The following is a 24,914-nucleotide window of genomic DNA, read 5'->3' as shown; positions in this document are numbered from 1 at the left end:
TACTATCTTTGACTCTAACTTCCTGCAGCTTCTGCTAAATCAACCGCTTTATTTAAAGCCCTGGCCTTATTTATAGTCTCCTGATATTCACACTCCGGAACTGAATCTGCAACGATACCTGCTCCAGCCTGAATATACACAGAATCTCCCTTTTTAATGATAGTTCTTATTGTAATACAGGTATCCATATTACCAGAATAGGAAAAATAACCTACAGCCCCGGCATAAGGACCGCGACTCTCAGACTCAAGTTCATCTATTATCTCCATAGCCCTTATCTTAGGAGCTCCGGAAACAGTACCGGCAGGAAAAGCAGCCCGAATTAAATCAAACATATCCTTATCTCTCCTTAGCCTACCCGTAACATCAGAAACAATATGCATGACATGGGAATATTTTTCAATAACCATCTTTTCTTTTACCTCAATAGTCCCATACTTACAGACTCTACCTAAGTCATTGCGGCCTAAATCAAGAAGCATAATATGCTCGGCCCTCTCTTTCTCGTCAGAAAGCAACTCTTTCTGAAGAGATAGATCTTCACTCTCATCCCTACCTCTCTTCCTTGTGCCAGCAATAGGACGGAGCTCTGCAATATTATCTTCACAACGAACAAAAACCTCAGGGGATGAGCCTATAAGCGAATGATTCCCGCAACGGAGATAGAACATATAAGGCGACGGATTGATAAAACGCAGCCACCTATATATCTGACTATCTTCGACCTTGCTCTTACGGTTAAACCTTTGAGATAAGACAGCCTGAATAATATCACCTTTTTTTATATACTTCTTAATCTCACTAATGCTACCTAAAAAATCCTCTTTTTTGAAATTAGACCTGAATTTTCCTTCTTTGATATTACTTTTTAATACTTGAGGCCCTGACGTTTTAGTATTCTTAAGGAGCACCTTATGCATCTTTTCTAATCTAAAGAGAGCCTTTTTATAGGAACTTTTTAAATCACCTTCTTCAATATATGCATGGGTTAAGAGTATTAACCTCTGTTTTATGTGATCAAAGATATAGAGATCTCTAATCTCCATAAGAAAAACATCATAGAGAGATAGCCTATCCGGATTGTTTTGAGGAATATTTTCAAAATACTTCACCAAATTATAAGAGAAATAACCTACGAAACCGCCTGAGAAACGAGGTAATTCCTTTAAAAAAACATATTTATAACGTGAAAGTTCATTCTTAATTTCGTCTAAAACATCCGTCTTTATCTTAATGGTCTTCTTTTTGCCTCCAGATAATATCTCCATCATATCACCCTTAGACTTTATGACTTTGACAGGCGAGACCCCCACAAAAGAGTAGCGGGCTATATGTTCTCCACCAGTTATAGATTCTAGCAAAACAGAGTGATTCTCTTTTTTAAACCTCTCAAGGAGAGAGAAAGGAGTATCCCCATCAGAGAGAACCTCGCTATACACAGGAATAAGATTCCCTTTTTTGATCAGCTTTTTAAAACCCGGATAATCAGGTGTTATCTTCATCCTCAAAATCACCGCTTTTTAAATCAACCTCTTTATAAAAACAGCTCCATCTTCCGGTATGACATGCCCCTTTTCCAATCTGGTCAACTTTAAGTAGTATAGTATCGTTATCGCAATCAAGGTAGATCTCGCGAATAACTTGAAAATTTCCGGATGTCTCGCCTTTTAACCAGAGTTTCTGACGAGAACGGCTGTAAAAACAAGCTTTTCCATCTTCCAGCGTCCTTTTAATAGACTCACCATTCATATAAGCCACCATTAAAACATCGCCGCTTTTATAATCCTGAACTATGGCCGGTATCAACTCTTGTTTATTCAACTTTAAGTCATTGAATATAGACCTCCTACTCATAAAATCCTCCTTTTAAATCTTCTAAACTTATTCTTCCTTCATACAAAGCTTTGCCTACTATCAGGCCCTCTACCCTTGAATCTTCCACAGTCGATAAATTAATTATATCTTCCATGCCGCTAACGCCGCCGGAAACAATTATATTCAAGTTTAAACCTTTAATGCTATCCAGAAACTCTCTCAAAGACTCTATATCTATTCCTTCCAAAGTTCCATCTCTTGATATATCCGTATAGATTAAACTCTTAAGTCCGGAATCTATAAAATCTGAAACTAAGCTCTTTGTATCAGATTCTGCAGTCTCAGTCCAGCCGGTTATCTTTATCTTTTGCTCAAAAAGATCCAGCCCCAAAATAAGGTACTGAGAATATTTAGATAGCATCTTTTTAAACCAACTAGTATCTCTGTAGGCTTCTGTTCCTACTATAAGATGTTTTATCCCTGTATTAAGATAATCAACTATCGTATCTTCATCTCTTATCCCACCTCCAAGCTCTACTTCTAAACCGACTTCAGATACAATCCTCTTTATTATCTCTTTATTAAATGAGTTCCCTTCCAAAGCTGCATCCAGATCAACAATATGCACTCTGGGTATAAAAGCCTTTTTGTAATTCCAGGCAACATTTAAAGGGTTGTCAGAATATATCCTGCTCTGGGTGAAATCGCCCTTCCTTAATCGCACAACTTTAGAATCTCTTATATCTATAGCAGGTATTAATAGCACTTATAGCTTCCCTTTTGTGGAAGGTATACCGCTGGAATCAGAATCAATCTTAACAGCTTCTTTTAATGCTTTCGCCAAAGCTTTGAAGACGGCTTCAAATATATGGTGCATACTCTCTCCTTTAAAAACATCAACATGTAGATTGAGTCCGGATTTTTGAGCAAAACCTTCTAAAAAATGTTTAAAATCAAAATATGTATATCCATCTACACCTTTTAATTCAACGTCAGTCTTGATATTCAGGGAAGGTCTACTTGAGATATCCAGAACAACTCTCACTAGCGCTTCATCCATAGGAGCGTAAAATCCGAACCTCTTTATCCGGCTCTTATCTCCAAGTGCCTCACTGAAAGCCCCGCCAAGAGTTAGACCGATATCTTCATTTGTGTGATGAATATCTACGTCTAAATCTCCTTTTGCTTTTAAATCCAAATCAAACTTACTATGGAAAGCAAAGAGTTCTAACATATGGTTTAAAAAACCTATCCCGGTGTCAATATGGTACCTGCCGCTGCCATCTAAACTTAAAGTTATCTTTATATTAGTCTCTTTTGTCTTTCTCTCAATTCTGGATAACCGTTTCTTTTTCTTATTTCTAAAGATAAACCTCATGATAACCTCACTTTTACAGAATTTAAATGCTCTTTAAGGCCTTCTATCTCAGATAAAAGCTCTAAAGTCGGATAATATTTCTCCAATGCCTTTTTAGAATAATTTATAATGGATTGCGTTTTCAAAAAATCTCTCACCGAAAGTCCCGAAAAAAACCTGGCTGTTCCGTAAGTCGGTAATACGTGCGAGGGTCCGGCAATATAATCACCTACAGCTGTAGGGCTATAAGGGCCTAAAAATACAGCCCCTGCATTTTTTATCTTTTTGACCAACCTATGAGGCCTCTGAACAAGAAGCTCAAGATGTTCTGGTGCAATCTTATTTGCAATATCTATAGCCTGATCTAAATTCTTAACTTTTATCAAGTACCCCTTTGAGACTTTATCCTTTACGTAATTTGCCAAAGCCTTGCTAGGGGTTATCAATATAGCAACACCGTCTTTGTGCTCTGCTTGAGCTTTCAAATCCTGAACGACATAATCACCCTTAGTAAACTTAGATGCTATAACAACAACTTCACTCGGTCCAGCAAGAGTATCGATATCAACATAGCCATAGAGCTGCCTCTTAGCCTCCGTTACATATTTATTACCAGGGCCAACTATCTTATCTACCTTTGCTACCGTCTTTGTTCCAAAGGCAAAAGCAGCTATAGCCTGGGCTCCGCCCATCTTAAAAATATTTTTAACTTTAAGCAGGCTCGCAACCACAAGTATATATGGATTTATATAGCCATCCCGCTGCGGAGGAGAAGCAAGATATATATCTTTAACTTGAGCAACTCTAGCCGGGAGAACAGTCATTAGAATAGTTGAGACCAAAGGAGCAGTACCTCCAGGAACATATACACCTACCTTCTCAAGGGGCTGAACTTCTTCTCCTAAGATAGCTCCCTCTTCTGTTTTAATTCTGAAAGACTTTAGGCTCTGCTGTTGATGGAACTTTGTAATGTTGTTTATGGACTGCTTGATATGGGTGACAAAAGAAGGGCTTATATTCTGAAAAGCTGCACTTATCTCAGACTCTGCAACCTTAATGCTTCTCTGCTTTATAATAACCTTATCAAACTTTCTTGTATACTGCAGCAGTGCTCTATCTCCATGGTTACTAATTTCAAAGATAATACTCTCTACCGTATTCTTTAACCTCTGATTTTTATTAAAGCTTCTATTGCAGAGTCTTTCAAATTCCTTACTTGATAAACCAATAGATCTCATAAATTATCTCCAATTTCCTTTCTTATTGAGTCTATTGCTTCTTTTATTCTGGAGGTATTTTTTCCTCCGGCTTTAACAAATTCTGCTCTACCGCCGCCGCCGCCACCTATCAAAACAGAAATTTTACCAAACATCACTCTGGCATCAAAACCTTTATGAGTTAAACCCTTAGTCAAACTTAAAACAAGTTTAACCTCTCCATCAATAAAAGAGTATAACATAATAATCATATCATTCTTAGACTTGGTTTTAATTTTATCCGATAGCTGAGAGATGTAATCAATCTCCCCGCCTACCTCTCTGGCTATAAATAATATATCTTTTATCTTCTCAGCCTGAGCTATTAATTCCTCAGCCTCTTTATTGATATTTCTCTTTTTTAAATTCTTACTATGCTCTTGTGATAGACAGGCTTCTTTTATTAAACCCTCCACCTCTTTAACGACTTCAGATTCAGCCGCTGTTAATAGGCTCAGTATTTGCTTCAATGTCGATTCTTTTGTTTTAAAATAAACCAGAGCTTCTCTAGCTGTTATTGCTTCCACCCTTCTAATGCCGCTTGAAGAAGAAGACTCTGAAATTATTTTAAAGAGTCCAATATCTCCGGTATAATCAACATGTGTCCCCCCGCAAAGCTCCTTACTCATTCCTGATATATCTATAATCCTAACCTCGTCACCGTACTTCTCGTTGAATAAAGCTATTGCACCCTCTTTTTTTGCCTGCTCAGAAGAAACACATTTTGTATTAACTTTTAAATTAGCTAATATATATTCATTAACTCTATCTTCAACCTCTTCAATCTCTTCATCAGACAATGGTTTAAAATGATTGAAATCGAACCTTAGCTTACGAGGCCCAACATAAGAACCTGCCTGCTGAACATGAACTCCAAGCACCTCTCTTAGCACCGCCTGAAGAAGGTGAGTTGCAGTATGGTTACGTGCTATAGCCAATCTCTGCTTTTTATCTATCTTAAGAGAGACTTTGCTTTTGTTTTTAATCTTTCCCTTAACTATTTTTACGAAATGCAGCACTCTATCATCTACATTCTTGACATCAAATACCTCTGCCATAAAATCTTTAGAGCTCAACTCTCCCTTATCTGCAACCTGACCTCCTCCTTTGCCGTAAAATGGCGTCTTAGCGGCCAATATCACCGCCTCACCGCTATCTACTTCAGTAAAAGATTCATTCAAGCTTGTATTAAGTATTGCTATTACCTGAGATTCACAAACACTATCTTTATAGCCAATAAAATCTGTAAGAGTCACCTCTCTTAATAATTCCTTATCTTTTGAAAATATCTCATTTTTCATTTGACTAAAAGATTTAGACCTCTCTCTCTGTTCATCTAAAGCTTGATCGAAACCATCTAAATCTATTTCAAATCCATTCTCCTGAGCAACTTTTCTGGTCAATTCATAAGGAAAACCAAATGTATCATAGAGCTTAAAAACATCTTCTCCGGCTATTTTATTTTTTTTGTCCTTCTTTAATTTTTCCATTAAATCATTTAATCTCATAAGCCCTGAATCAACAGTATTCTGAAATCTCTCTTCCTCTGATTTCACAACCGAAGATATATATTCACGTCTCTCCTCCAGCTCAGGGTAGGCCGTTTTCATAACAGAATAGACAACCTCTATAAGTTTATAGAGGAATAGTTCTTTCAATCCCATCTTGTAGCCATGCCAGACTGCCTTTCTGATGATCTTTCTTACTACATACCCTCTCTCTTCATTGGAAGGTAAGACTCCTTCTGCAATAGCAAATGTAACAGCTCTTATATGGTCTGCAATAGCATAAACATCTAAGTCAGATCTGTTCTTAGAATTTTTAATTTGGGAATCTATCTCTTTAACTATAGGTGCAAATATATCTGTCTTAAAATTTGTATCAACACCCTGAAGCACGGAGGCCACTCTCTCAAGACCCATCCCAGTATCAATATTCTTGGCAGGGAGAGGATCTAAGAAACCCTCTCCGTCCTTCTCTTTTCTGTTAAATTGAGTAAAGACAAGGTTCCATATTTCAACAAACCTTCCGCAATCACACTCCGGATTGCAACTATCTTTAGAACAACCATATTTTTTTCCTAAATCATAAAAAATCTCAGAACAGGGACCACAGAGACCATTGGGTCCTTCTTTTATTGCATTTGCGGGCCAGAAATTCTTATCAGCAGCCAGTTTTACAATCCGCTTCTGGGGAAAATTGATCTTATTAATCCAAATATTGAGCGATTCATCATCTTTCTCATAGACAGAGACCCACAACTTATCTTTCGGAATTTTAATTATCTTAACTATAAATTCCCAGGCCCAACCTATAGCATCTTCCTTGAAGTAGTCCCCAAAAGAAAAGCTGCCAAGCATCTCAAAAAAAGTATGGTGAGACGGACTCTTACCTACTTTTTCAAGATCATCAGTCCTGAGACACTTCTGAGAGCTAGCTGCTCTCTTAACACCCTTTTTTATTCCTAAAAAATAGGGCTTAAATTGGTTCATCCCTGCAGAAGTAAATAGAACCGTCTTATCTCCCGAAGGAACAAGAGTATCAGAAGAAAATACTCTGTGCCCTTTAGCTTTAAAAAACTCCAAAAATTTAGAACGGATATCGTCTGTCTTCATAATACTCTAATCACTTAACACACTGTTAATTGCCTCTCTTGAAATTGAAGATCCAAATCCTCTTCTTCCTAGATAAGCGTATAGTCTACGTCTTTTTGTTAAACGATCTTTAATCTTACTCATACTTTTTACCTTCTTTTCAGCGAGTCTAAATACAATATCTTTTTCATCTACAGCTTCAAAATCCCTTAATATGCTCTCAATTATATCTCCAGAGACCCCTTTTCTCTTAAGCTCAAATACCGTATAAAACTTACTTCTGGAACTATACAAAAGGCGATATTCCATCCAATACTTTGCAAATTTCAAATCGTTTATCAAACCGCACTGCTTTAATCTTCTTACAACTTCTTTAATATTCTCACTATCATAACCCCGCAGAGAGAGTCTCTCTTTAATCTCTTCTTCAGAACGCGGCCGATATTTTAAAAGTATCTGAGCGTATCTAAACGAATCCACTCTACCCCTCCGGATTCAATAAAAGATAACCTCTCTGAGTTCTGATTAAAGCCTGACCTTTTAATTCTAAGGTTGCCTCTTTAAAACTTTTCACGCTATCTATCACCTTTTTATTAATCTCAAGTATAACATCTCCAGGCTTTACTCCTTTCTTAGCAGCAATAGAACCCGGTTCAACTTTCATTACAACAACACCGCCTCGCTCCGTTATTCCATATCTAGACCTTAATTCATCGCTAAGAACGCTGACACCGATTCCTCTAAAGTTATACTTTTCTACTTCTCCAGATGAAATCGAAAAATTATCAGGCCTCTTACCAAGAGTAATGGTTATAGCAATAGGCTTCTTATCTCTTATTATTTTTATCTTTATTCTACTGCCTACATCCTTATGCACAACCTTATTTAAAAGATCATTTTTGCCCTCAACGACCTCGCCATCTAACTCCCTTACAACATCACCCTCTTTTAATCCTCCGCTATAAGCAGGGCCAGGCTCTATGACTTTGGCTATAAGCGTACCTTTTTTGTCAGGGAGCCCAAGATAATCTGCAAGCTCCTGAGTTAAATCCTGTATCTGAATACCAAGCCAACCGTACTCTATCTCTTCGCCTTTAATAAGTCTATCCAACACATATCTTGCCTGTTCAACCGGTATGGCAAAACCAACGCCCTGATAACCACCTGTGGTAGTATATATCGCAACATTTATACCTATAACCTCACCTTTTAAGTTTAAGAGTGGTCCTCCACTATTGCCGGGGTTAATGGCAGCATCTGTCTGTATCAAGTCGGTATATATCCTGTCCCTGTGCTCTGTCGCAGGCAGATGTCTATGTAAAGCGCTGACAACCCCTACTGTAACCGTAGGTTCGGGAGAATTAACAGCAAAACCGAATGGATTTCCTATTGCGATTGCCCATTGACCTATTCTCACCGTACCTCTGCCAGCCAGTTTAACATAGGGTAAGTCTTCAGCCTCTATCTTTAAAACAGCCAAATCAGAACGGTAATCCTGCCCCACTAATTTGGCATTAAACTCTCTTCCATCGGATAGAGTTACGGTTATACTATCTGCATTATCTACTACATGCTGGTTAGTCAAAATATACCCTTCTGAGTTTATGACTATCCCTGAACCAAGACCTATAGAACGGAACTCTCTCTTCGGCATCTCTCCAAAAAAGTCTTTAAAGAAATAGCTGAAGAGATCATCACCCCCAAAAGGAGAATGCAACCTTTCTCCTGAAATAGATCCTGTTCTCTCGCTCTGTATACTAACCACGGCAGGACCAACCTCCTCTGCAACTCTGATAAAAGCACTCTCTAAAGATAGAACCTCAAGATTGGGCTGATCTTCAAAAAGTATAGCAGCTTCTCTATCGCCACTCTCTGCTCTTACAGGACTACCAAGGTCTGTCCTGACAATAAGAGCAGCTCCTAGGAAGAGCCCTGCAACAAAAAGTGTTAAGAACCCCAGAAACTTAAATAACTTCATCTGTTTCACCCAGAGATCTCCGCTCTTATTTTATTCTCTATCTCTTTTGCCAACTTCTTGTTCTCTTTCAAATAGACTCTGGAATTATCTTTACCCTGACCTAACTTCTCATCGCCATAAGATATCCAGCTGCCGGATTTAACTATAATGCCTAAATCAATACCCATATCTACTAACCCACCTTCATAAGAGATGCCTTCATCATAAATAATATCAAACTCAGCTTTTTTAAAAGGAGGAGCAACTTTATTTTTAACTATCTTTGCGCGAACCGTATTACCAATTGGCTTATCACCTAATGTTATAATACCCGCTCTTCTGACATCAATCCTAACAGATGAATAAAACTTAAGAGCACGGCCTCCAGGTGTAGTCTCAGGATTACCAAACATAACACCTATCTTCTCTCTTATCTGATTAATAAAAATAACACAGGTTTTGGATTTACTTATTGCAGCAGTAAGCTTTCTCATAGCCTGAGACATTAACCGTGCCTGTAAACCTATAAAGCTATCTCCCATATCACCCTCTATCTCAGCTTTGGGAACCAAAGCGGCAACAGAGTCCACGATTATTATGTCAACAGCGTTGGAGCGAACAAGATATTCCGTTATCTCTAAAGCCTGCTCTCCGGTATCAGGCTGCGATATCAAAAGATCATCCATATTAACACCTATCTTATTTGAATAACCAGGATCAAGCGCATGCTCCACGTCAATAAAAGCCGCAATGCCTCCCGCTTCCTGAGCCTTAGCTACTATACTGAGTGCAAGAGTAGTCTTTCCGCTTGATTCCGGGCCATATATTTCAATAACCCTACCTCTCGGAACACCACCTATTCCGAGAGCTAAATCCAAACTTATTGAACCTGTAGATGTGAAAGGGATATCCATCTTGACCTCTGAACCCAACCTCATTATAGAACCTTTACCAAACTCTTTTTCGATCTGACCTAAAGCTAAATCTAATGCTTTTAATTTACCTGAATCCTGTTGAGTTTTTTTCTCTTCGCTATCTGTCTTTACCATAACATACCTCCTCTTATAAAGATAACATTGTGATTTAATAGATAATTTAAATGCCTATAATCTCTATAATCTTCTCTATATCAGATTCAACTTCAATTGGCTCTTGAGACTCCTTCATTGCAATATCGGGATCCTTCAATCCATGTCCTGTAAGAATAGCTACAACTTTTATATTGTTATAATCTTTAAAATATTTTTCTTCAATCAGTTTTAGCAGCCCTGCAACGGAAGCCGCGGAAGCAGGTTCAACGAATATACCATCTCGAGACGCTAACAGCTTATAGCTATTCAGTATCTCCTTATCTGTTACATCCCGTATAACACCGCCGGATTCATCCCGAGCCTCTTCGGCTTTTTCCCAAGAGGCAGGATTACCTATTCTAATAGCCGTTGCAATTGTTTCAGGATTATCTATTGGATGGCCATGGACAATAGGAGCAGATCCAGATGCCTGAAAACCCATCATCTTAGGCAGTTTAGTTATCTTACCTTTACTTTTATATTCCTTGTAGCCCTTCCAATAAGCAGCAATATTTCCGGCATTGCCAACCGGTATAAAATGAAAGTCTGGACTATCACCTAAAAAATCGGATACCTCAAAAGAGCCTGTCTTCTGCCCCTCTATCCTGTAAGGGTTAAGCGAATTCACAAGTGTGATAGGATATTTATCTGTTATCTCTTTTACTATTCTTAGACAGTCATCAAAGTTGCCATCTACAGCCAAAACCTGAGCACCATGAGCAAGAGCCTGTGTCAATTTACCTTTAGCTATAGCACCGCTTGGAATGAGCACCGCACATTTTAATCCAGATTTTGCTGAATAAGCAGCCGCCGAAGCAGATGTATTACCTGTTGAAGCACATATAACAGCCTTGCTGCCTTCTTCCAGCGCTTTTGAAACAGCAAGCGTCATACCTCTATCTTTAAAAGAACCCGTAGGATTCGCTCCTTCAAACTTCAAGTAGACCTGAGAGTTATTTCCCAGCTCCTCGGATAAAAAACATGAATAGAGAAGAGGTGTATTACCTTCCTGAAGAGTAACAATAGGAGTTTTATCTCCTACAGGTAGAAACTCTCTATACCGATTTATAACTCCCTGCCACTTCATCTCTCTACCCTGATAGATACCGGCCTCTTGATTATAACATCCAATCTCTCTATCTTAGATAATGCCTTTCTCATATTCTTTTCATTTGCCTTATGAGTCATCATAACTATCGGCACAGAAGAAGCTTTAGCTCTATCTTTTTGAGTCACATTTGCAATACTTATACCGTAATTGGATAAAACACCGGAAATTTTAGCTAAAACACCGGGATTATCAAGTGCCATAAATCTAATGTAGTACCTAAAATCTATATTATTGATATCCTTTAATCTTTCAATCTCCGTATCAATATAATTGTAGCTTGGAAAACCCTTCCCTTCTAAGATAACAGATAGACTTACCAGATCTGATATCACAGCTGAAGTTGTAGGTTTGCTGCCTGCACCTTTACCATAGAAAAGCATCTCTCCAATCAAATTACCTTTGATATAAAGCGCATTATAGACACCCTTTACAGAAGAGAGCATATGATCAAGGGGGAGTAAAGCGGGGTGCACTCTTACCTCCAGAAGACTTTTGGAAGATCTCTTTGCAATTACTAAAAGTTTTATCCTATAACCCAGTTCTTTAGCATATTTAACATCTAAATTTGAGATAGATGTTATTCCTTCTCTATAGATTTTAGAAAAATCCGGGTTAAAACCAAATGCCAATCTAACAATAACAGCAAGTTTATGAGAAGAGTCTATTCCTTTTAAATCTAAGATAGGATTGCTCTCTGTATAACCTTTAGCTTGAGCAATCTTCAAAGCCTCTCTCATTGAAGCATCCTGCTCTTCCATTACAGTAAGAATATAGTTAGAAGTTCCATTGATTATACCTAAAACAGAATGAATATCATTAGCCACTAAGGAGTTAGAAATACTATCTACGATCGGAATTCCACCGCAAACAGAAGCTTCAAACTTAAAAGCCACCCCGCTCTCTTTGGCTTTAGCAAGAAGATGTTCTCCATCTTCAGCCAGAAGAGCCTTATTTGCAGTTATGACATGCTTCTTGTTTTTAAAAGCACCTAATATATATTTTCTGGCGTCTTTAATACCTCCGATAAGTTCAATAACAACATCTATACTCTTATCTCTTATTAGATCTTCTGCATTGGAAGTTAAGATTTCCTTATACTTTGAAGGAACTTTTTTAATATCTCTCTCTGCAATTTTTGAGAGTTCAAATTTAACCCCGCTCTTTCTTCTCAAATAAGCAGATCTCTCTCTCAAATATTCCGCTACCCCCTCTCCTATCGTACCAAAACCTATGAGACCCACTTTTATAATTTTCATATCAAAACCCAATAAGTAATATCAGCTGATAATTATAGCAAAAAGAATCTTACTCATATATAAAAAAATACTGCTATACACTTTAATAAATACTATCGCCTTACCTCTTTGGTCCACTCTCTAATTGAAGCTGCGATAATATCGACTCTCTTTAGCTCCTGCACCTTAAGCTTAATTTGACCAAAGCTTATCCTGTAGAACATATCTGTAAGATGGTAAAAATCTTTTGAAATACTAAAACCTTTGCCGATAAGTTGATAAGCAAATTCACGCGGTGTAAAATTTGGCAATCTCTTATATCCTGCTTTAGCTAAAAGATCCAATATCTGAAGATAGAAATTTCTGACCTTCTTTTCTTCGTTCGTAAGCTTTCTCCGAGGGAACAACCTGTATATCTGCTGCTTCTCTTTCTTCTTTCTGATTAATTCTTTAAACAGCGCCCAGAGTAAAAACGCCACAAAGAATGTAACAATAGATAAAGAATACGGTGTCTTATTATTTTTAAGATGACTATAAATGATAGCACCTATTCCGTAAATGAAACTCTTAATACCTACAAATATACCTTTAATAAAATCTACTATTAGAGCTTGAGTATAGTAAGAGAATCCAAAAATCCACTCTTTGAGCTTATCTTTTAAAATGTTAAACAAGAAGCCTAATTCACCTGAAATTGAATCCTCTTCTGGGATCATATCTTCAACTGAAACATCTTCAGCCTCAAACTCTTCTCCTGCAACATCCTCAATCCTTGATAGATCTTCTTCAACAATCAATTCAAAATCATCTTTAAAAAGAATATTCTTACCCAGAGAATCTTCTAACTTATCTTCAATATCTTCAGGCAATAATACCTCTGGAACAGACTCCTCTTCAACTATCTCGGGAATATCATCAAAGAGCTTTTCTTCTTTAACTTCAGTACCGATATCTAAAGCAGCTATCTCTCTTTCAGGAAGATCATTTTCTATTATTTCTTCGGCTTGAGTAAATTCTTGGGCAACATCTATATCCTCAATTAAAAACTCTTCCGCCTCCCCTATCTCTTCTAGTACAATATCTTCAACAATTTTTAAATCTTCTTTCTCGCTATCAACCTCAACTTCACCCAAAACATCCTCTTCTTCAGATACCTCTCCCTCAACCACATCCTCTTTAATAATAGTCTCCGCACTCTCTTCTAAAACTTCTTCAAAAACATCATCCTCTTGAACCATCTCCTCTTCCAATGTTGTATCTTCTTCAAAAGCAACTTCTTCACTCTCTTCTAATGATTCTTCTTCTGATACCAGATCTTCAGCGGGCAGTTCTTCTAATATTACATCCTCTTCTAAAGCAACCTCCTCTTCGACAATATCTAAATCAGGGATAATATCATCTTCTTCATCTATTAATTCTGTAATCTCTCCCTCTTCTTCCTCGTCCATAGCCGTTATAGGAATTCCAGGCGACACAGAAGAATCCAGATATAGATCTGAAGCAATCTCTTGGTCTTGAATCTCTTGATCCAGAAGCACTTCTTGCTCCAAAGGAACACTGTCTTCCATTGTCAATCCTTCATCAGAGAGCACGTCTTTTTCCGCTACCTCAACATCACCAGAAGATAACAGTTCTTCAGAAAGATACTCTTGTTCAGATATCCCTTCTTCTAAAGAAGCTTCCGTAATAGAAGAAGAGTCAGCAGGATCCTCCTCTTTGCCAAAATCTTCTTTTTTAAATTCATCTTCTAAATCGACTCTTACTGAACCTTCTTCAAGCTCTTTAGGCAGAGATGCTAATTTTTTTTCTTCCAAAACTTCTTCTTCAACAACTTTTTCTTCCTGTTCAAGCCCGGATGCTATTTCGGTAAATCCTAAATCCTCACTATCTTGATAAAAAGATGCTAAATCTTCTTCAAGAGTCTCACCTTCAGCCGGCTCCTTTTCTATTTTAACAGCAGTCTCTACCCTTTCTTCTGAAAAAGCGACTTCTTCAAAAACATCATCCTCACTTATTGATTCAGTCTCTGCTTCTACTTCCTCTTCTTTAAACGCTCCTTCTTCTCTATAGAACCACTCCTCTGCCTCCTCTTCTGTAAAAATCTCCTCGGTTACTTCATCCTCTCTTAAAAGGCCTTCGGCTCTCTCTTCTTCAAATGTAGCTATCTCTTTATCTCCAGTATAACCTTGACCGGATAGATCCTCTTCTTCGGCAGCTAATTCAGCAGGAGTAGCCGCCTCTTCAAAAAATTCTTCTGAAAAAACAATCTCCTCTTTAGTAAAACCATGTTGAGATAACCTATCTTTGAAATAATAATCCTGCGGCAAGAGCTCTTCCTCGGGAATACCCTCCCCGGCAATCTCCTGCCTCTCTAAGCTCTGCTTTGAATCAGCCGTCTCACCGCTGCCGCTTTCGCCAGCAAATCCTCTATCCTCTGGATAATCTTGAGGTTTTAAGGCTAACATCTTAGGGGCTTCTTCCCACTGCTCTTGAAGAAGAGCCTTAGGGGTTGCATCGCAGGGCAACCATCCTATAGTAGGGAAGAAAACCTCTATCCAAGCATGAGCATTCTTTGCATAAATAATAGAGGTTCTCTTCTGAGAATCAAACTCCCCCCCTGAGAACCCTATGACAAAACGCGTAGGAATATTACGATAACGCAGCATTAAAGCCAAAGCTGTTGCAAAATACTCGCAATCACCAGGCTTTTTATCAAAGAGGAATTCATACAGCGTCGGGCTTTTGCCGGTATTTAACCGACTATAGATACAATGCTCTTTCAAATATTTCCTAAGAGTTATCAATTCATCGTAAATATTGGTGGGTGTATATTTTAAAATCTTAGAAGTCAAATCCATCAATCTTTTATCTATATTGGGCGGAAGCTGAAGGTATAGATCCATAATCTCTCTGGGGTACTTCCTCGGCAGCGACCTCAGATAATTAGAAGGATAGCTCTTATCAACAGAGATTACCTCATATTCATCTCCAAACTTAAGTTTTCTCTGTAAATAAATATTTTCAAAATGGTCTATCTTAATCTTTTCTACATCTGAACCAGATAGACCTATAATAGGGTAAGAGCTTAGAATAAGATTTTGAGAATAGTTCTTAATATAAAACTTTTGATGGTAAAACTTGTCAGGTGTCGTTTTAACAAAGAGTTCTTTTCTCAGATAGAGCGGTTTAAAATTAATCTTATTATCTTTTACTTTGATGGTTACGGACTTACTGCCGTATTTAATCCAACTGCTGCCATCGTAATAATTGAAAGCCTGGGCTCTAAAAAGAAACGGTCTCTCCGTCTCTATCAACATCAACATCTTATTTTCATTTTTTAATTCGGATATAGTTCCCAGCTCAATCTCCTCAGGTAGGCTCACAGCTTCTTCTTCTGTCATCTCCTCTGTAAAATCAACTTCTTTTTTTAACTTCTCAACAAGATGTATCTCTTTTTTAACTGCAAAGAGTGGGCTTTGAGTCCTCGGCAAGATGAGAAAAACTAACCCTGTTATAAAAAAGACATTGACGGTTGTTAAGGCACCCCATTTTGCTAAATCTAAGCGGGGTTTTATCAATTTTAAAATTTTGTCCCGTATCTCTATTTTAGGAAGCAAAAAAATGAAACCGAATACTGATAAAGCCAGGTAAAGAGAGAAGATGACCAAGAAAAGTAGCTTCTCTGTAAAAATGCCGCCCAGAGAAAGCTGAATAAAACTCAAAAGATAAGAGCTAAACCAACCCTTAACATCTTTAGAGCTAAAGATGCTTATAACCTGAAAAGAGAGGATAAGATACCATATCAGCCATACAATTGCCCACTCTCCGGAATTACCTGAAGTAAAGAATGCTCCAACCCCAATAATTAAGGCAATAAAGAGTAACGCTCTGGCAACATTTTTTGAAAAGTGGAATTTTTTAATCAGCTGCGTCAACACGAAACCAAAAGTAAAAATAGAACCTGCAAGAATCAGGCTGGAGCCCACTCCTTCAATAAGCGGAAGAGCTGTTATGCCAATGCTTACCAGTAAAAATGAAATAATATAAAACATTTTAAGAAGATAAAAACATATGCGGTCTACTTAACGCATCAGGTATACGATCGCCATGTTTTACCATATACACCCTTATACCTTCACCAGTTAAATAGAACGCTTCTCCGCTCATAAGTTGGGAGAAGACATTATAAAAATTCCCAATCTTCTTATCCAGAACAGCGGCAAAAGACCTGGGATCAAATACGACAAGCACAGAATCAATACCCTGATTTGCAAGTTGTATGATTTTTTGAGTAACATCAGAGTTAAGGGAGAGTAAGACAAAAACCGCAACAGACTCCTTCTCAATCTCAGGTATAGAAGCATCTACGAGATCTTTGACATTTATCCTCTCCGTCGTACCTATCTTAGAAAGGCTGTCTAATATTGGAGTCATTCGGCCGTAAGCCTTCTTAAACTCGATCTTCTTTTTAATCTGATTGTAGTATATAAGCTTTACATGATAGCGAGTACTCAAAGCTTTGTTGGCTATAGTTGCAGCTGTTTTAACTGCATATTCAAAATTGGACTCTTCAAGCAATCCTAAAACCATATTAGAGGAACTATCTAATACTATAGAAAGGTTTGAAAGAGTAAATTTCTCTAGCTCTTTGACCATAAGCTTTCCTGTTCTAGCCGTTGCTCTCCAATGAATATTCTTTAAACTATCCCCGTATTGATACTCTCGTATCTGCAAAAAGTTACCGCCCATACCAGGCCTATTAGAAGATGTATTTGCAAACTCCGATCTCATACCCCTATAAGATACCGCAAATTGAGGCACCTCGTAAAATTCAGGGTATATGGTAATTTTGGATCTGGAGGGAAAATTTATAACCCTCCTCCAAAGACCAAGAGGAAAACTGCTCTCTGCCTGAACAGACTCAAGATTATGAACACCCCTTGCTTTAATTTTCATAATATAATCCAGCTCTAAAATCTCACTGTTTTTTAAACTACGTACAATAGGAAGCTCTACCCCGGATATATTTTCAGTAAAACTACTATCAGTCAATCTTATTAAGTACTTAGAGAACCCTCTATTCTCTAATCTTATTCTTATTTTAAAATCCTCACCTCTAACTGCATGAGTCGGAGCAAATCTTGTAACCCTTATTCCTCTCAAGGAGAGAAAAGAAAATAAAAAGTCAGTCAAAACAAGCCCCCAGAGTCCTGATGCTACAAGATAGATAAGATTGGACTGCAGTATAAAACCAAGAGAAGTTAAAAATACCGCTACAATCAGAGCATATAAGCCAAACTCTGTTAAAACACAGCAACCCTTATTATTGGATAGGAACGGAGATTTCATTTACTAGTTTTTTAATTATCTCCTGAGTATTACCAATCTCTGTCTTTGCAGGTGAAGACGGTATAACCCTATGAGCAAGAACCAGTGGAGCAGCTTTCTTAACATCGTCAGGAATACAATATGTTCTCTCCTCCATTAGTGCCAGAGCCTGAGATAACCTAAATAGATCAAGAGATGCCCTGGGGCTCGCTCCCAGAATAAGTTTATCAGTCTCACGAGTCGTCTGTGTTATGCTGATAACATATTCGTATATCTTAGCATCCACCTTAATAGCTTTTACAAATTTTTGAATCTCAAGAATTTCTTCTTTGGTAATTACAGCCTCAATTTTATTTAGAGGATCCTCTCTCTCTCTGTCTAAAAGAATCTGAATCTCTTCAGCTTTTTCGGGATACCCCATACCCATCTTGACCAGAAATCTGTCCAGCTGTGAGATAGGAAGAAAATAGGTGCCTTCCCTCTCAACGGGATTCTGAGTAGCTATCAAGAAAAATGGCCTATCAAGTTGAAAAGTATTACCATCCGCAGTAACCTGATACTCCTCCATAGGCTCCAGAAGAGCGCTCTGCGTCCTAGGAGTACCGCGGTTAATCTCATCAGCTATAACTATATTAGCAAAGACCGGACCGGACCTAAATTCAAATTCGGAATTTTTCTGGTTAAATATATAGCTGCCCGTAACATCTGAAGGAAGAAGGTCGGGTGTAAATTGTATTCTCCTAAAGCTTGCCGAAAATGATTTAGCCATAGACTTAGCAAGTACAGTTTTACCTACTCCGGGAACATCCTCCATCAATAGATGACCCTCGGATAGAAATACAGCTACTGCCAGTTGAACGGCATCGTGCTTTCCCAGTATAACTTTTTCGATGTTCTCTATTAAACTGTTAACTTTTGCAAAAACTTCTCTCTCTTCCATCTTAACCTCCTTTTATATAGTTAAATATCCATCTCTCGTTTTTGATAAAGGCTACCTATCTTCAAACCTACTCTTTAAATCTTTAAGATACCTCTCTATGTCATTAGAGGCAGATTTAGAGGTCAGAGCTGCAACATAGATAGCAAGAGAGTAATGCCAGCAGTCATCAGACCCTACTATGAGACCGGTCTTAACATCCTCCAATCTTTGAAGCTCTCTTTTATGCTTTTTAACCGCCTCAGTCAAAGAGAGATTGTCAATATCCAGAGAGTAAACACTATTCTGGTATTTTAAAGAAGGAAAACTTACTCCTCTCAACAGAAGAAAAGTCAAAACAGAACTATTAAATAGATTCTGACTCGATAATTCAAAACCTTCAAATACAGGGTTGTTATCCGGTAAGTATATTAAGGGTCGCGTTACTTCGACCTTGCCTTTTCTGATAACAGTATCTGAATTATCAAGCATCGATTCAGAGAGCATTATATAAGAGAGCGTTGTGCTCGAATTGGTATTTAGATAGCCCACCCAGCCTTTCTCTATTTCAGTATTCTTTACAGCCCTCTTCCATTTTTGTTCAAAATCCATAACTTAAAACCTTTTATTTACAACAACGTTTACAAACTTCTAAGCCAGTCCTTTGCACAAACTCTCTAAAATCATTATATCTCTTCGAGTTCCATATGTATTTTACAACATTTTTGTCTATTTTTCCAAGCTTAGTTTTACTTAAAAACTGACAAGGTATAATATCTCCGGAAGATGAGACAAAGATAGAATGTCTTATAAAATGACAACCCTTAAAAGTTTTGCCCTCGCAATACCATTTTAAAAAATCTCTCTTGTTTAGAGCTGGCTTCAAAAATAATCTACCTTTATATCTTCTTCTTAAAACATTGATGCTGTTCCAAGCATACTCTAAATCGGTTCTGCTGAAGCAATGCTTGTCTAAAACAAGAGTATGGGGTTTTAAAATAAGGTCGGCCATCTCTTCAGTAGAACTCCCAAACTCTTCTTCTGTTAGATAATTAAGGTTTTCAATTTTAATTGAATCAACTCCTAAAGCAAAAACAGAATCACTGAACTCAGAGAGATGTTTGAAATTTGAAGGCAATAGGATTGTAGATACAACTAAATTTTTAACCATATTATCAGCTGTTATCTTTTTTATTTTTTTAACAACTACAGAATAAGAACCAGGAACTCCAGTAATACTATCATGAATCGACTCAGGTCCATATAGAGAGAGGATGAGCGAATCTAAGTTTAAAGAAGATATTCTATCTAAATCTAACAAATAACCATTTGTCGACACTATCACTTTAAGCTCTCTCTTCTCTATCTCCTCCAACATGGAATATATATCTTCTCTTATAAAAGGCTCTCCGCCGCCTAAAAAAATCAAGGGTTTAAAAGCTTGAACCTGATCTAAGAAATCTACAAATTCCTGAAAGCTCAGCTCTGAAAAATGAGTCCCTGAATTACCGTAATAACTACAGATCTTGCACTTAAAATTACATTTAGAAGTTATTAGAAAATTAATTGATATTGGATGCCTGCTAACACCTTTTAAGAGATAGTATATCATCTCTCTCGCAAATCTAAGATTTAAAATTTCAGGATAGAGCCTTAGGTAGAGACATAGGTCGTCAAAGATCATAATAAAAAGCTGTCAAATGTTTCATCTCTTTAATATATTGGCTATTCTCCTGCCCTCTAAAAAACACCCCTCCATAGAGAGATAGCTCCAGGAACCAAATCTCCCAGCAGAATATACGGAATTTTTTAAAAGATAATCAATAATTCCACCTCGAGCATGAGACCAATTTTTATCATAGAGTATATAAGCATACTTAATATCATTATAGTCCACGACCGGGATGCTCTCTTCTTCACCAATAATACCCAGTTTGATCAAATCAGCTTTTACCCGTTCAATAATACTCTCTTTTCTCTTGTTGATAGCCAAAGAACCTGAATAAGAGATATCTATATATATTGAGCTAAAACCGCTAGGTGTAGAAGAAGGAGCAAAGTTCATCGGAAACCCAATACGATAAAAAGAGAAGTTGTCTTCCGGAAAATAGACCCAGTCTTTATCGGATATATTCGGCCGTTTTATGCCCATATTTACATTAATAACAGAGATATACTTTAACTTGCGAAAAAGATTACTGATATTGCTATCGATTCCGATAATCATGTCGTTTAAATCCACCATAGGAAGAGTAGAGACTAAATTATTGTAATAAATCTTTCTGCCTCTAGAGGTTAAAACCCATCTCTCTTTTAAGTTTATCTTTTCTGCTTTTTCTTTGAGTACTATATTGCTGCATTTTGAACTGATTTTCTTAACTATAAGCTCTATCCCTTCATTAATAGGATAGTAAAATTTGCTATGGTAGCCAAACTCTTTATGGGAATATTCAAATCCCCCTTTAACCATATCCCTAAGCTGCGGCTGAGGTATAAAACCATCTATCCATTCTAGCGTAATTTTTTTAGCTGCTATATTCCAAAACTTTTCATTGTAGGGAAGCATAAAGTGTTTAGAAATTCCGCTGCCGAATTTGTTATAACACCACTCTTCAAAATTATTGGGCTTACTATCACTAAAACCATTCAAACTCAAAAGGCCCAAAAGACAATCCTTTATTACATCTCTAGGCAAACCATAGAGATTTGCCTGAAAAGGATATTTGGTAAATACCCCATGCGAGTAGACCCAGGCATTTCTTTTATGAAACTTGAGACTTTTTTTAAGATTATTCTCCACCCATTTTGAAAAATAGGGATCCCTGCAATGCAGGAGATGAGCACTATAGTCAAATACAAAACCTTTCTTTTTGATAGATCGGGCTAAACCTCCAACACCCTTCTCTTTTTCAAGGATTAAATAGTCTGATGAAAATCCACCTTTTTTATTACTTAAATTTCCTAAATGTAGGCCGCAGCTCAACCCTGTTATACCTGAACCAAGGATTAAATTATTTACACTCTTTTTCATTTATAGCATCGTAAAGCAACTTCAAAGAAAAGGAATATAGAGATAATCAATGCAACAACACCTAAAAGTCTCGAACCGAACTGAAGCAATAGTGCTGTAGAAGCAAAACCTGCTGATATAAGCCAGAACTTATATATTACTCTTTTCCTAGAGGCTCCATTAATATGCATAAGTATTGCAAGATGGTCAGGACTTTTTCTCAAAATAGACTTCCGTTGCCAGACCCTTCTTATCGTAAGATATAAAAAATCAAAAATAGGAAGCCCGAATATAATAACAGGGGTCAATAGGACCATAGGTCTATTTTCTCTCGTATAACTAAACGATATAGCTAAAATAGCCATAAGCAAGCCCAGCGATAGACTGCCGCTATCTCCAAGATAAGCAGATGCTTTACGGTAATTGTAAGGAAAGAAACCCAGGCAGGAGGCCAGAACAACTGCCGCAAAAAGAAGATTGAAAGGTTGAAAGTTTATCAAACCGATTATTGTAAACGTCAAAGCCACGGCTATGATGCTGCCCAAAGAGAGGCCATCCATTATATCTAAAAAATTAAATTCATTGCTTAAAATCAAAATCCAAACCAAAGAGACGAGATAATTAAGATAACTAGGAAAGTACATGATTTCAGTCTTAAAACCCATAAAGAGCGCGAGAAGTATTATAAATATTTCGGCAATCAGCTTTGGATAAGGAGAGAGATGCTTATAATCATCGATAAAACCTAAAAGAAACATTAAAAAGAAAGGCAGGAACAGCTTCCAGACATAATACGTATCTCTTAAAGGAGATATTAATATTCCCAAAAAAACTGTCGCTAAAATTATAACTCCACCGTGCGTAGATTGCTCTTTTTTGCCTACTTTGATTTTCTTTTTATAGAAAAACTTAGAAAGGAAAAAAGAGAACGCGAAACAGATGAGCATTATGTTGAAAACTTCTACTCTGTTCATTTCATTGTAGACTCATACAGCTTTTCGATTTTACTAATGTTTTCAATGTAGTTAAACCTTTTCTCAGTCTCAAAATAGCTACGTCCTTTAGATCCAATAGACTCTCTCAATACTTTATCATCTAATAGCCTATTAGCCAAGCATACTATATCATGGGGCTTACAAGGCTCGACTAAAAATCCATTCTCACCTTGAGAAACCAAATCCCTTACTCCATCAACCGCAGTAGCAATTACCGGAATTGATAACGACATTGCTTCTATTATTACGTGCGGTTGACCCTCGAAGATGCTGGTAAGCACAAAGATATCAAAAGATTGCATTATGGTATAAGCATCATCTCTCCAACCCTTAAATTCAACTTTACATAGAATGCCAGATCTCTTCGCGTCTATCTCCAGCTTTGGCCTCAATTTACCATCCCCCACTAAAACAAACCTTACATCTTTGCGTATTCTGCTTAAAGATACCGCAAATTTCAGAAAATCCTCGGGCCTCTTCTGCTCTTTCAACGGGGCAACCATACCTATTGTAAAAAAATCTTTATTTTTTATTCTATGCTCAGGCGGATCAATCTTGACAAGCTCATAGATAACCTCTGTTTTCTCTTCGGTAGTTACTATAAAATTCTTAAACGCCTTTTTTTTAACCTCTTCGGATACAAATATGATCTTACCCGATATAAAAGCTGTAACTCTTTCAATCAAAATAAAACAGTATCTCAAAATAAAATTTTGATAATCATGAAAAGCAAAACCATGGACAGTATGGACAGAATTGACAGATGAGAAGAGAGCAGCCCAGCGCCCTAAAATGCCGGCTTTAGAAGAGTGCGTATGGATCAGATCAAAACTGAGTTCTTTTACATAGATGAAAACTGAGAAAAAAGCTAAAAGGTCAAAAATAGGATTTATACCTCTTTTTAAAAAACATAAACTTCTAAAATTTGGACCTAATTTTTCTTTAAACTCTTTTAATAATCCGCCTTGGGCAGAAGATAAAACAACAACCTCGTGGCCTCTATTTATAAGTTCTTGAGATAAAAGAAGAGTTGCTTTTTGAGCACCGCCTATCTCCAGGTGAGTAATTATTTGAAGTATTTTCACAGACTAAAAATACTTATCGAAGATTTGATAAATCTTACCTAAACCTTTTTTTACGAGACTACAACACTTATCTCTTTCATTAAACTTTTTCTCCTCTTGAAATGAATAACTCAACATTCCAATCACAGTTGCATAATCTGGTGACAGAGAAAATATTTTATTCTGTTTGACAATAACTGGTTGTTTTAAAATTTCCGCCGCAATCTCCTTTAAGTTTGGATATTTTAAAATAGAACCTCCTGTTATAAATATTCCTCCTGCAAGAAGATGAGAGATATCTTTTGAGTCCATAGCCTTTTTAATAAAATAGAGGTTCTTCCTAAAACCCCTCTCTATAATCTGGCATACATTTTCAACAGAGACCTCTTTTATGCCTTCTTCGCTTTGAAGCATTATACTCTCTTTCTCTGTAACCAAAGCTTCATTTAAAACCTTGTCTGCTTCTAGATCATCTAAATGATATATCCCTTTTAATCTTTTGAAAATATCATTAAAACCACTTTCAAAAACAATGCTATTTTTTAATACGCTGCCTTCAAAGAGAACCATCTTAGCTTTAGACCATCCAATATCCAAAAGCATTACGCCTGCCTTCTTATCTTCTGGATCCAAATAGAGACTAGCCTTGGCTATAGCCTCTGGAATAATAGCTTCCAACTCTATCCCTATCTCTGAAAAAATAGAAAGAATATTATTAAAAAAATTAACTGGGACAGTGATCACATTGAGTAGAACCTCTATGCTTCTGGCAACCATCCTCTCTGGGCTTATAACTCCTCTCTGCCCGTCTATAATATACTCTTCGATCTGAATTAATATCTTTTCCTCTTCAAGGCCGATCTTATCCTGCAAGACTTGGCTCCTTAAACGCCTTAACTCTTTATTCGAAATCGGCCGCTCAGAAATATCTCTTTGGAAAACCTCTCGCAAATGATAAAACTTACTATCCGGATGAGAACAGTTAAGCAAAATCTTTTTAGGTTTACTATTATATTGTTTTTCGAACTCTTTTATAATTTTTAAAATAGAAAAAAACAACTTCTTATAGTCAGTTATTACTCCTCCTGAATAACCCTCTACTTTGGATGTTAAATATCCCAAAATTTTCAATTCACTATCTGTCGAACCTGCAGCAGCAAATCTCAATTTTGTAGAGCCAATATCTAGAGCATACTTGAGCATACC

Annotated in this window: 20 protein-coding genes; all 20 read right to left on the bottom strand. The window is 37.1% G+C overall.

Annotated elements, in window-relative coordinates; translation table 11 throughout:
* Nucleotides 1–14: 14 nt before the first annotated feature.
* Nucleotides 15–1,502 (bottom strand): anthranilate synthase component I, encoded by a 1,488-nt coding sequence (gene trpE / locus P9L98_03805; GenBank protein MDP8216426.1) that lies wholly within the window; start codon nt 1,500–1,502, stop codon nt 15–17.
* Nucleotides 1,486–1,854, bottom strand: a complete 369-nt coding sequence (gene hisI, locus P9L98_03800; protein MDP8216425.1) for a phosphoribosyl-AMP cyclohydrolase — start codon at nt 1,852–1,854, stop codon at nt 1,486–1,488. The genes trpE and hisI overlap by 17 nt, the downstream gene beginning before the upstream one ends.
* The gene (hisA, locus tag P9L98_03795) at nt 1,847–2,581 is read right to left on the bottom strand and encodes a 1-(5-phosphoribosyl)-5-[(5-phosphoribosylamino)methylideneamino]imidazole-4-carboxamide isomerase (protein ID MDP8216424.1); all 735 of its coding nucleotides are present in this window, start codon (nt 2,579–2,581) and stop codon (nt 1,847–1,849) included. Before hisA ends, hisI begins: the two co-directional genes overlap by 8 nt.
* A complete protein-coding gene (gene hisB, locus P9L98_03790; protein ID MDP8216423.1) occupies nt 2,582–3,193 on the bottom strand; it encodes an imidazoleglycerol-phosphate dehydratase HisB in 612 nt (203 codons plus the stop codon).
* Complete coding sequence (gene hisD, locus P9L98_03785; protein ID MDP8216422.1) at nt 3,190–4,410, bottom strand: histidinol dehydrogenase; 1,221 nt, start codon at nt 4,408–4,410, stop codon at nt 3,190–3,192. The genes hisB and hisD overlap by 4 nt, the downstream gene beginning before the upstream one ends.
* Nucleotides 4,407–7,043, bottom strand: coding sequence for an alanine--tRNA ligase (alaS, locus tag P9L98_03780; protein ID MDP8216421.1), 2,637 nt, complete (start codon nt 7,041–7,043; stop codon nt 4,407–4,409). The genes hisD and alaS overlap by 4 nt, the downstream gene beginning before the upstream one ends.
* A 6-nt stretch (nt 7,044–7,049) precedes the next feature.
* On the bottom strand, nt 7,050–7,502 hold the full coding sequence (locus P9L98_03775) for a regulatory protein RecX (GenBank protein MDP8216420.1): 453 nt from the start codon (nt 7,500–7,502) through the stop codon (nt 7,050–7,052).
* A 1-nt stretch (nt 7,503) separates the two neighbouring features.
* Nucleotides 7,504–9,000 carry a Do family serine endopeptidase gene (locus P9L98_03770; protein ID MDP8216419.1) on the bottom strand — a complete coding sequence of 499 codons (1,497 nt, stop codon included), beginning with the start codon at nt 8,998–9,000 and terminating at the stop codon, nt 7,504–7,506.
* Nucleotides 9,001–9,005: 5 nt separating this feature from the next.
* Nucleotides 9,006–10,028 (bottom strand): recombinase RecA, encoded by a 1,023-nt coding sequence (gene recA / locus P9L98_03765; GenBank protein ID MDP8216418.1) that lies wholly within the window; start codon nt 10,026–10,028, stop codon nt 9,006–9,008.
* 46 nt (nt 10,029–10,074) lie between these two features.
* The gene (gene thrC / locus P9L98_03760) at nt 10,075–11,136 is read right to left on the bottom strand and encodes a threonine synthase (GenBank protein ID MDP8216417.1); all 1,062 of its coding nucleotides are present in this window, start codon (nt 11,134–11,136) and stop codon (nt 10,075–10,077) included.
* Entirely contained in the window at nt 11,133–12,416 is a 1,284-nt protein-coding gene (locus P9L98_03755) for a homoserine dehydrogenase (GenBank protein MDP8216416.1), read from the bottom strand. Before P9L98_03755 ends, thrC begins: the two co-directional genes overlap by 4 nt.
* Nucleotides 12,417–12,508: 92 nt before the next feature.
* The gene (locus P9L98_03750) at nt 12,509–16,447 is read right to left on the bottom strand and encodes a transglutaminaseTgpA domain-containing protein (protein ID MDP8216415.1); all 3,939 of its coding nucleotides are present in this window, start codon (nt 16,445–16,447) and stop codon (nt 12,509–12,511) included.
* A 1-nt stretch (nt 16,448) separates the two neighbouring features.
* Nucleotides 16,449–17,744: a DUF58 domain-containing protein gene (locus P9L98_03745; protein ID MDP8216414.1), complete on the bottom strand. Its 1,296-nt coding sequence runs from the start codon at nt 17,742–17,744 to the stop codon at nt 16,449–16,451.
* On the bottom strand, nt 17,719–18,663 hold the full coding sequence (locus tag P9L98_03740) for a MoxR family ATPase (GenBank protein ID MDP8216413.1): 945 nt from the start codon (nt 18,661–18,663) through the stop codon (nt 17,719–17,721). The genes P9L98_03745 and P9L98_03740 overlap by 26 nt, the downstream gene beginning before the upstream one ends.
* A gap of 51 nt (nt 18,664–18,714) precedes the next feature.
* Complete coding sequence (locus P9L98_03735) at nt 18,715–19,251, bottom strand: hypothetical protein (protein ID MDP8216412.1); 537 nt, start codon at nt 19,249–19,251, stop codon at nt 18,715–18,717.
* Between the two features lie 13 nt (nt 19,252–19,264).
* A complete protein-coding gene (locus P9L98_03730) occupies nt 19,265–20,323 on the bottom strand; it encodes a radical SAM protein (GenBank protein MDP8216411.1) in 1,059 nt (352 codons plus the stop codon).
* Between the two features lie 21 nt (nt 20,324–20,344).
* Entirely contained in the window at nt 20,345–21,670 is a 1,326-nt protein-coding gene (locus P9L98_03725) for an FAD-dependent oxidoreductase (GenBank protein ID MDP8216410.1), read from the bottom strand.
* Nucleotides 21,667–22,623 carry an MraY family glycosyltransferase gene (locus tag P9L98_03720; protein MDP8216409.1) on the bottom strand — a complete coding sequence of 319 codons (957 nt, stop codon included), beginning with the start codon at nt 22,621–22,623 and terminating at the stop codon, nt 21,667–21,669. Before P9L98_03720 ends, P9L98_03725 begins: the two co-directional genes overlap by 4 nt.
* Nucleotides 22,620–23,729, bottom strand: a complete 1,110-nt coding sequence (locus tag P9L98_03715; GenBank protein ID MDP8216408.1) for a glycosyltransferase family 4 protein — start codon at nt 23,727–23,729, stop codon at nt 22,620–22,622. The genes P9L98_03720 and P9L98_03715 overlap by 4 nt, the downstream gene beginning before the upstream one ends.
* 3 nt (nt 23,730–23,732) lie before the next feature.
* A complete protein-coding gene (locus P9L98_03710; protein MDP8216407.1) occupies nt 23,733–24,911 on the bottom strand; it encodes a hypothetical protein in 1,179 nt (392 codons plus the stop codon).
* Nucleotides 24,912–24,914: the final 3 nt, after the last annotated feature.

The sequence above is a fragment of the Candidatus Kaelpia imicola genome (assembly GCA_030765505.1).
Lineage (GTDB): Bacteria > Omnitrophota > Gorgyraeia > Kaelpiales > Kaelpiaceae > Kaelpia > Kaelpia imicola.
This window is presented reverse-complemented; position numbering and strand designations above follow the sequence as displayed.

Bases quoted from the DNA above. Each gene is read 5' to 3' on its own strand.
- trpE (MDP8216426.1), bottom strand. From the start codon at position 1,502: ATGAAGATAACACCTGATTATCCGGGTTTTAAAAAGCTGATCAAAAAA.
- hisI (MDP8216425.1), bottom strand. From the start codon at position 1,854: ATGAGTAGGAGGTCTATATTCAATGACTTAAAGTTGAATAAACAAGAG.
- hisB (MDP8216423.1), bottom strand. From the start codon at position 3,193: ATGAGGTTTATCTTTAGAAATAAGAAAAAGAAACGGTTATCCAGAATT.
- hisD (MDP8216422.1), bottom strand. From the start codon at position 4,410: ATGAGATCTATTGGTTTATCAAGTAAGGAATTTGAAAGACTCTGCAAT.
- alaS (MDP8216421.1), bottom strand. From the start codon at position 7,043: ATGAAGACAGACGATATCCGTTCTAAATTTTTGGAGTTTTTTAAAGCT.
- P9L98_03770 (MDP8216419.1), bottom strand. From the start codon at position 9,000: ATGAAGTTATTTAAGTTTCTGGGGTTCTTAACACTTTTTGTTGCAGGG.
- recA (MDP8216418.1), bottom strand. From the start codon at position 10,028: ATGGTAAAGACAGATAGCGAAGAGAAAAAAACTCAACAGGATTCAGGT.
- thrC (MDP8216417.1), bottom strand. From the start codon at position 11,136: ATGAAGTGGCAGGGAGTTATAAATCGGTATAGAGAGTTTCTACCTGTA.
- P9L98_03755 (MDP8216416.1), bottom strand. From the start codon at position 12,416: ATGAAAATTATAAAAGTGGGTCTCATAGGTTTTGGTACGATAGGAGAG.
- P9L98_03750 (MDP8216415.1), bottom strand. From the start codon at position 16,447: ATGTTTTATATTATTTCATTTTTACTGGTAAGCATTGGCATAACAGCT.
- P9L98_03745 (MDP8216414.1), bottom strand. From the start codon at position 17,744: ATGAAATCTCCGTTCCTATCCAATAATAAGGGTTGCTGTGTTTTAACA.
- P9L98_03740 (MDP8216413.1), bottom strand. From the start codon at position 18,663: ATGGAAGAGAGAGAAGTTTTTGCAAAAGTTAACAGTTTAATAGAGAAC.
- P9L98_03735 (MDP8216412.1), bottom strand. From the start codon at position 19,251: ATGGATTTTGAACAAAAATGGAAGAGGGCTGTAAAGAATACTGAAATA.
- P9L98_03730 (MDP8216411.1), bottom strand. From the start codon at position 20,323: ATGATCTTTGACGACCTATGTCTCTACCTAAGGCTCTATCCTGAAATT.
- P9L98_03725 (MDP8216410.1), bottom strand. From the start codon at position 21,670: ATGAAAAAGAGTGTAAATAATTTAATCCTTGGTTCAGGTATAACAGGG.
- P9L98_03720 (MDP8216409.1), bottom strand. From the start codon at position 22,623: ATGAACAGAGTAGAAGTTTTCAACATAATGCTCATCTGTTTCGCGTTC.
- P9L98_03710 (MDP8216407.1), bottom strand. From the start codon at position 24,911: ATGCTCAAGTATGCTCTAGATATTGGCTCTACAAAATTGAGATTTGCT.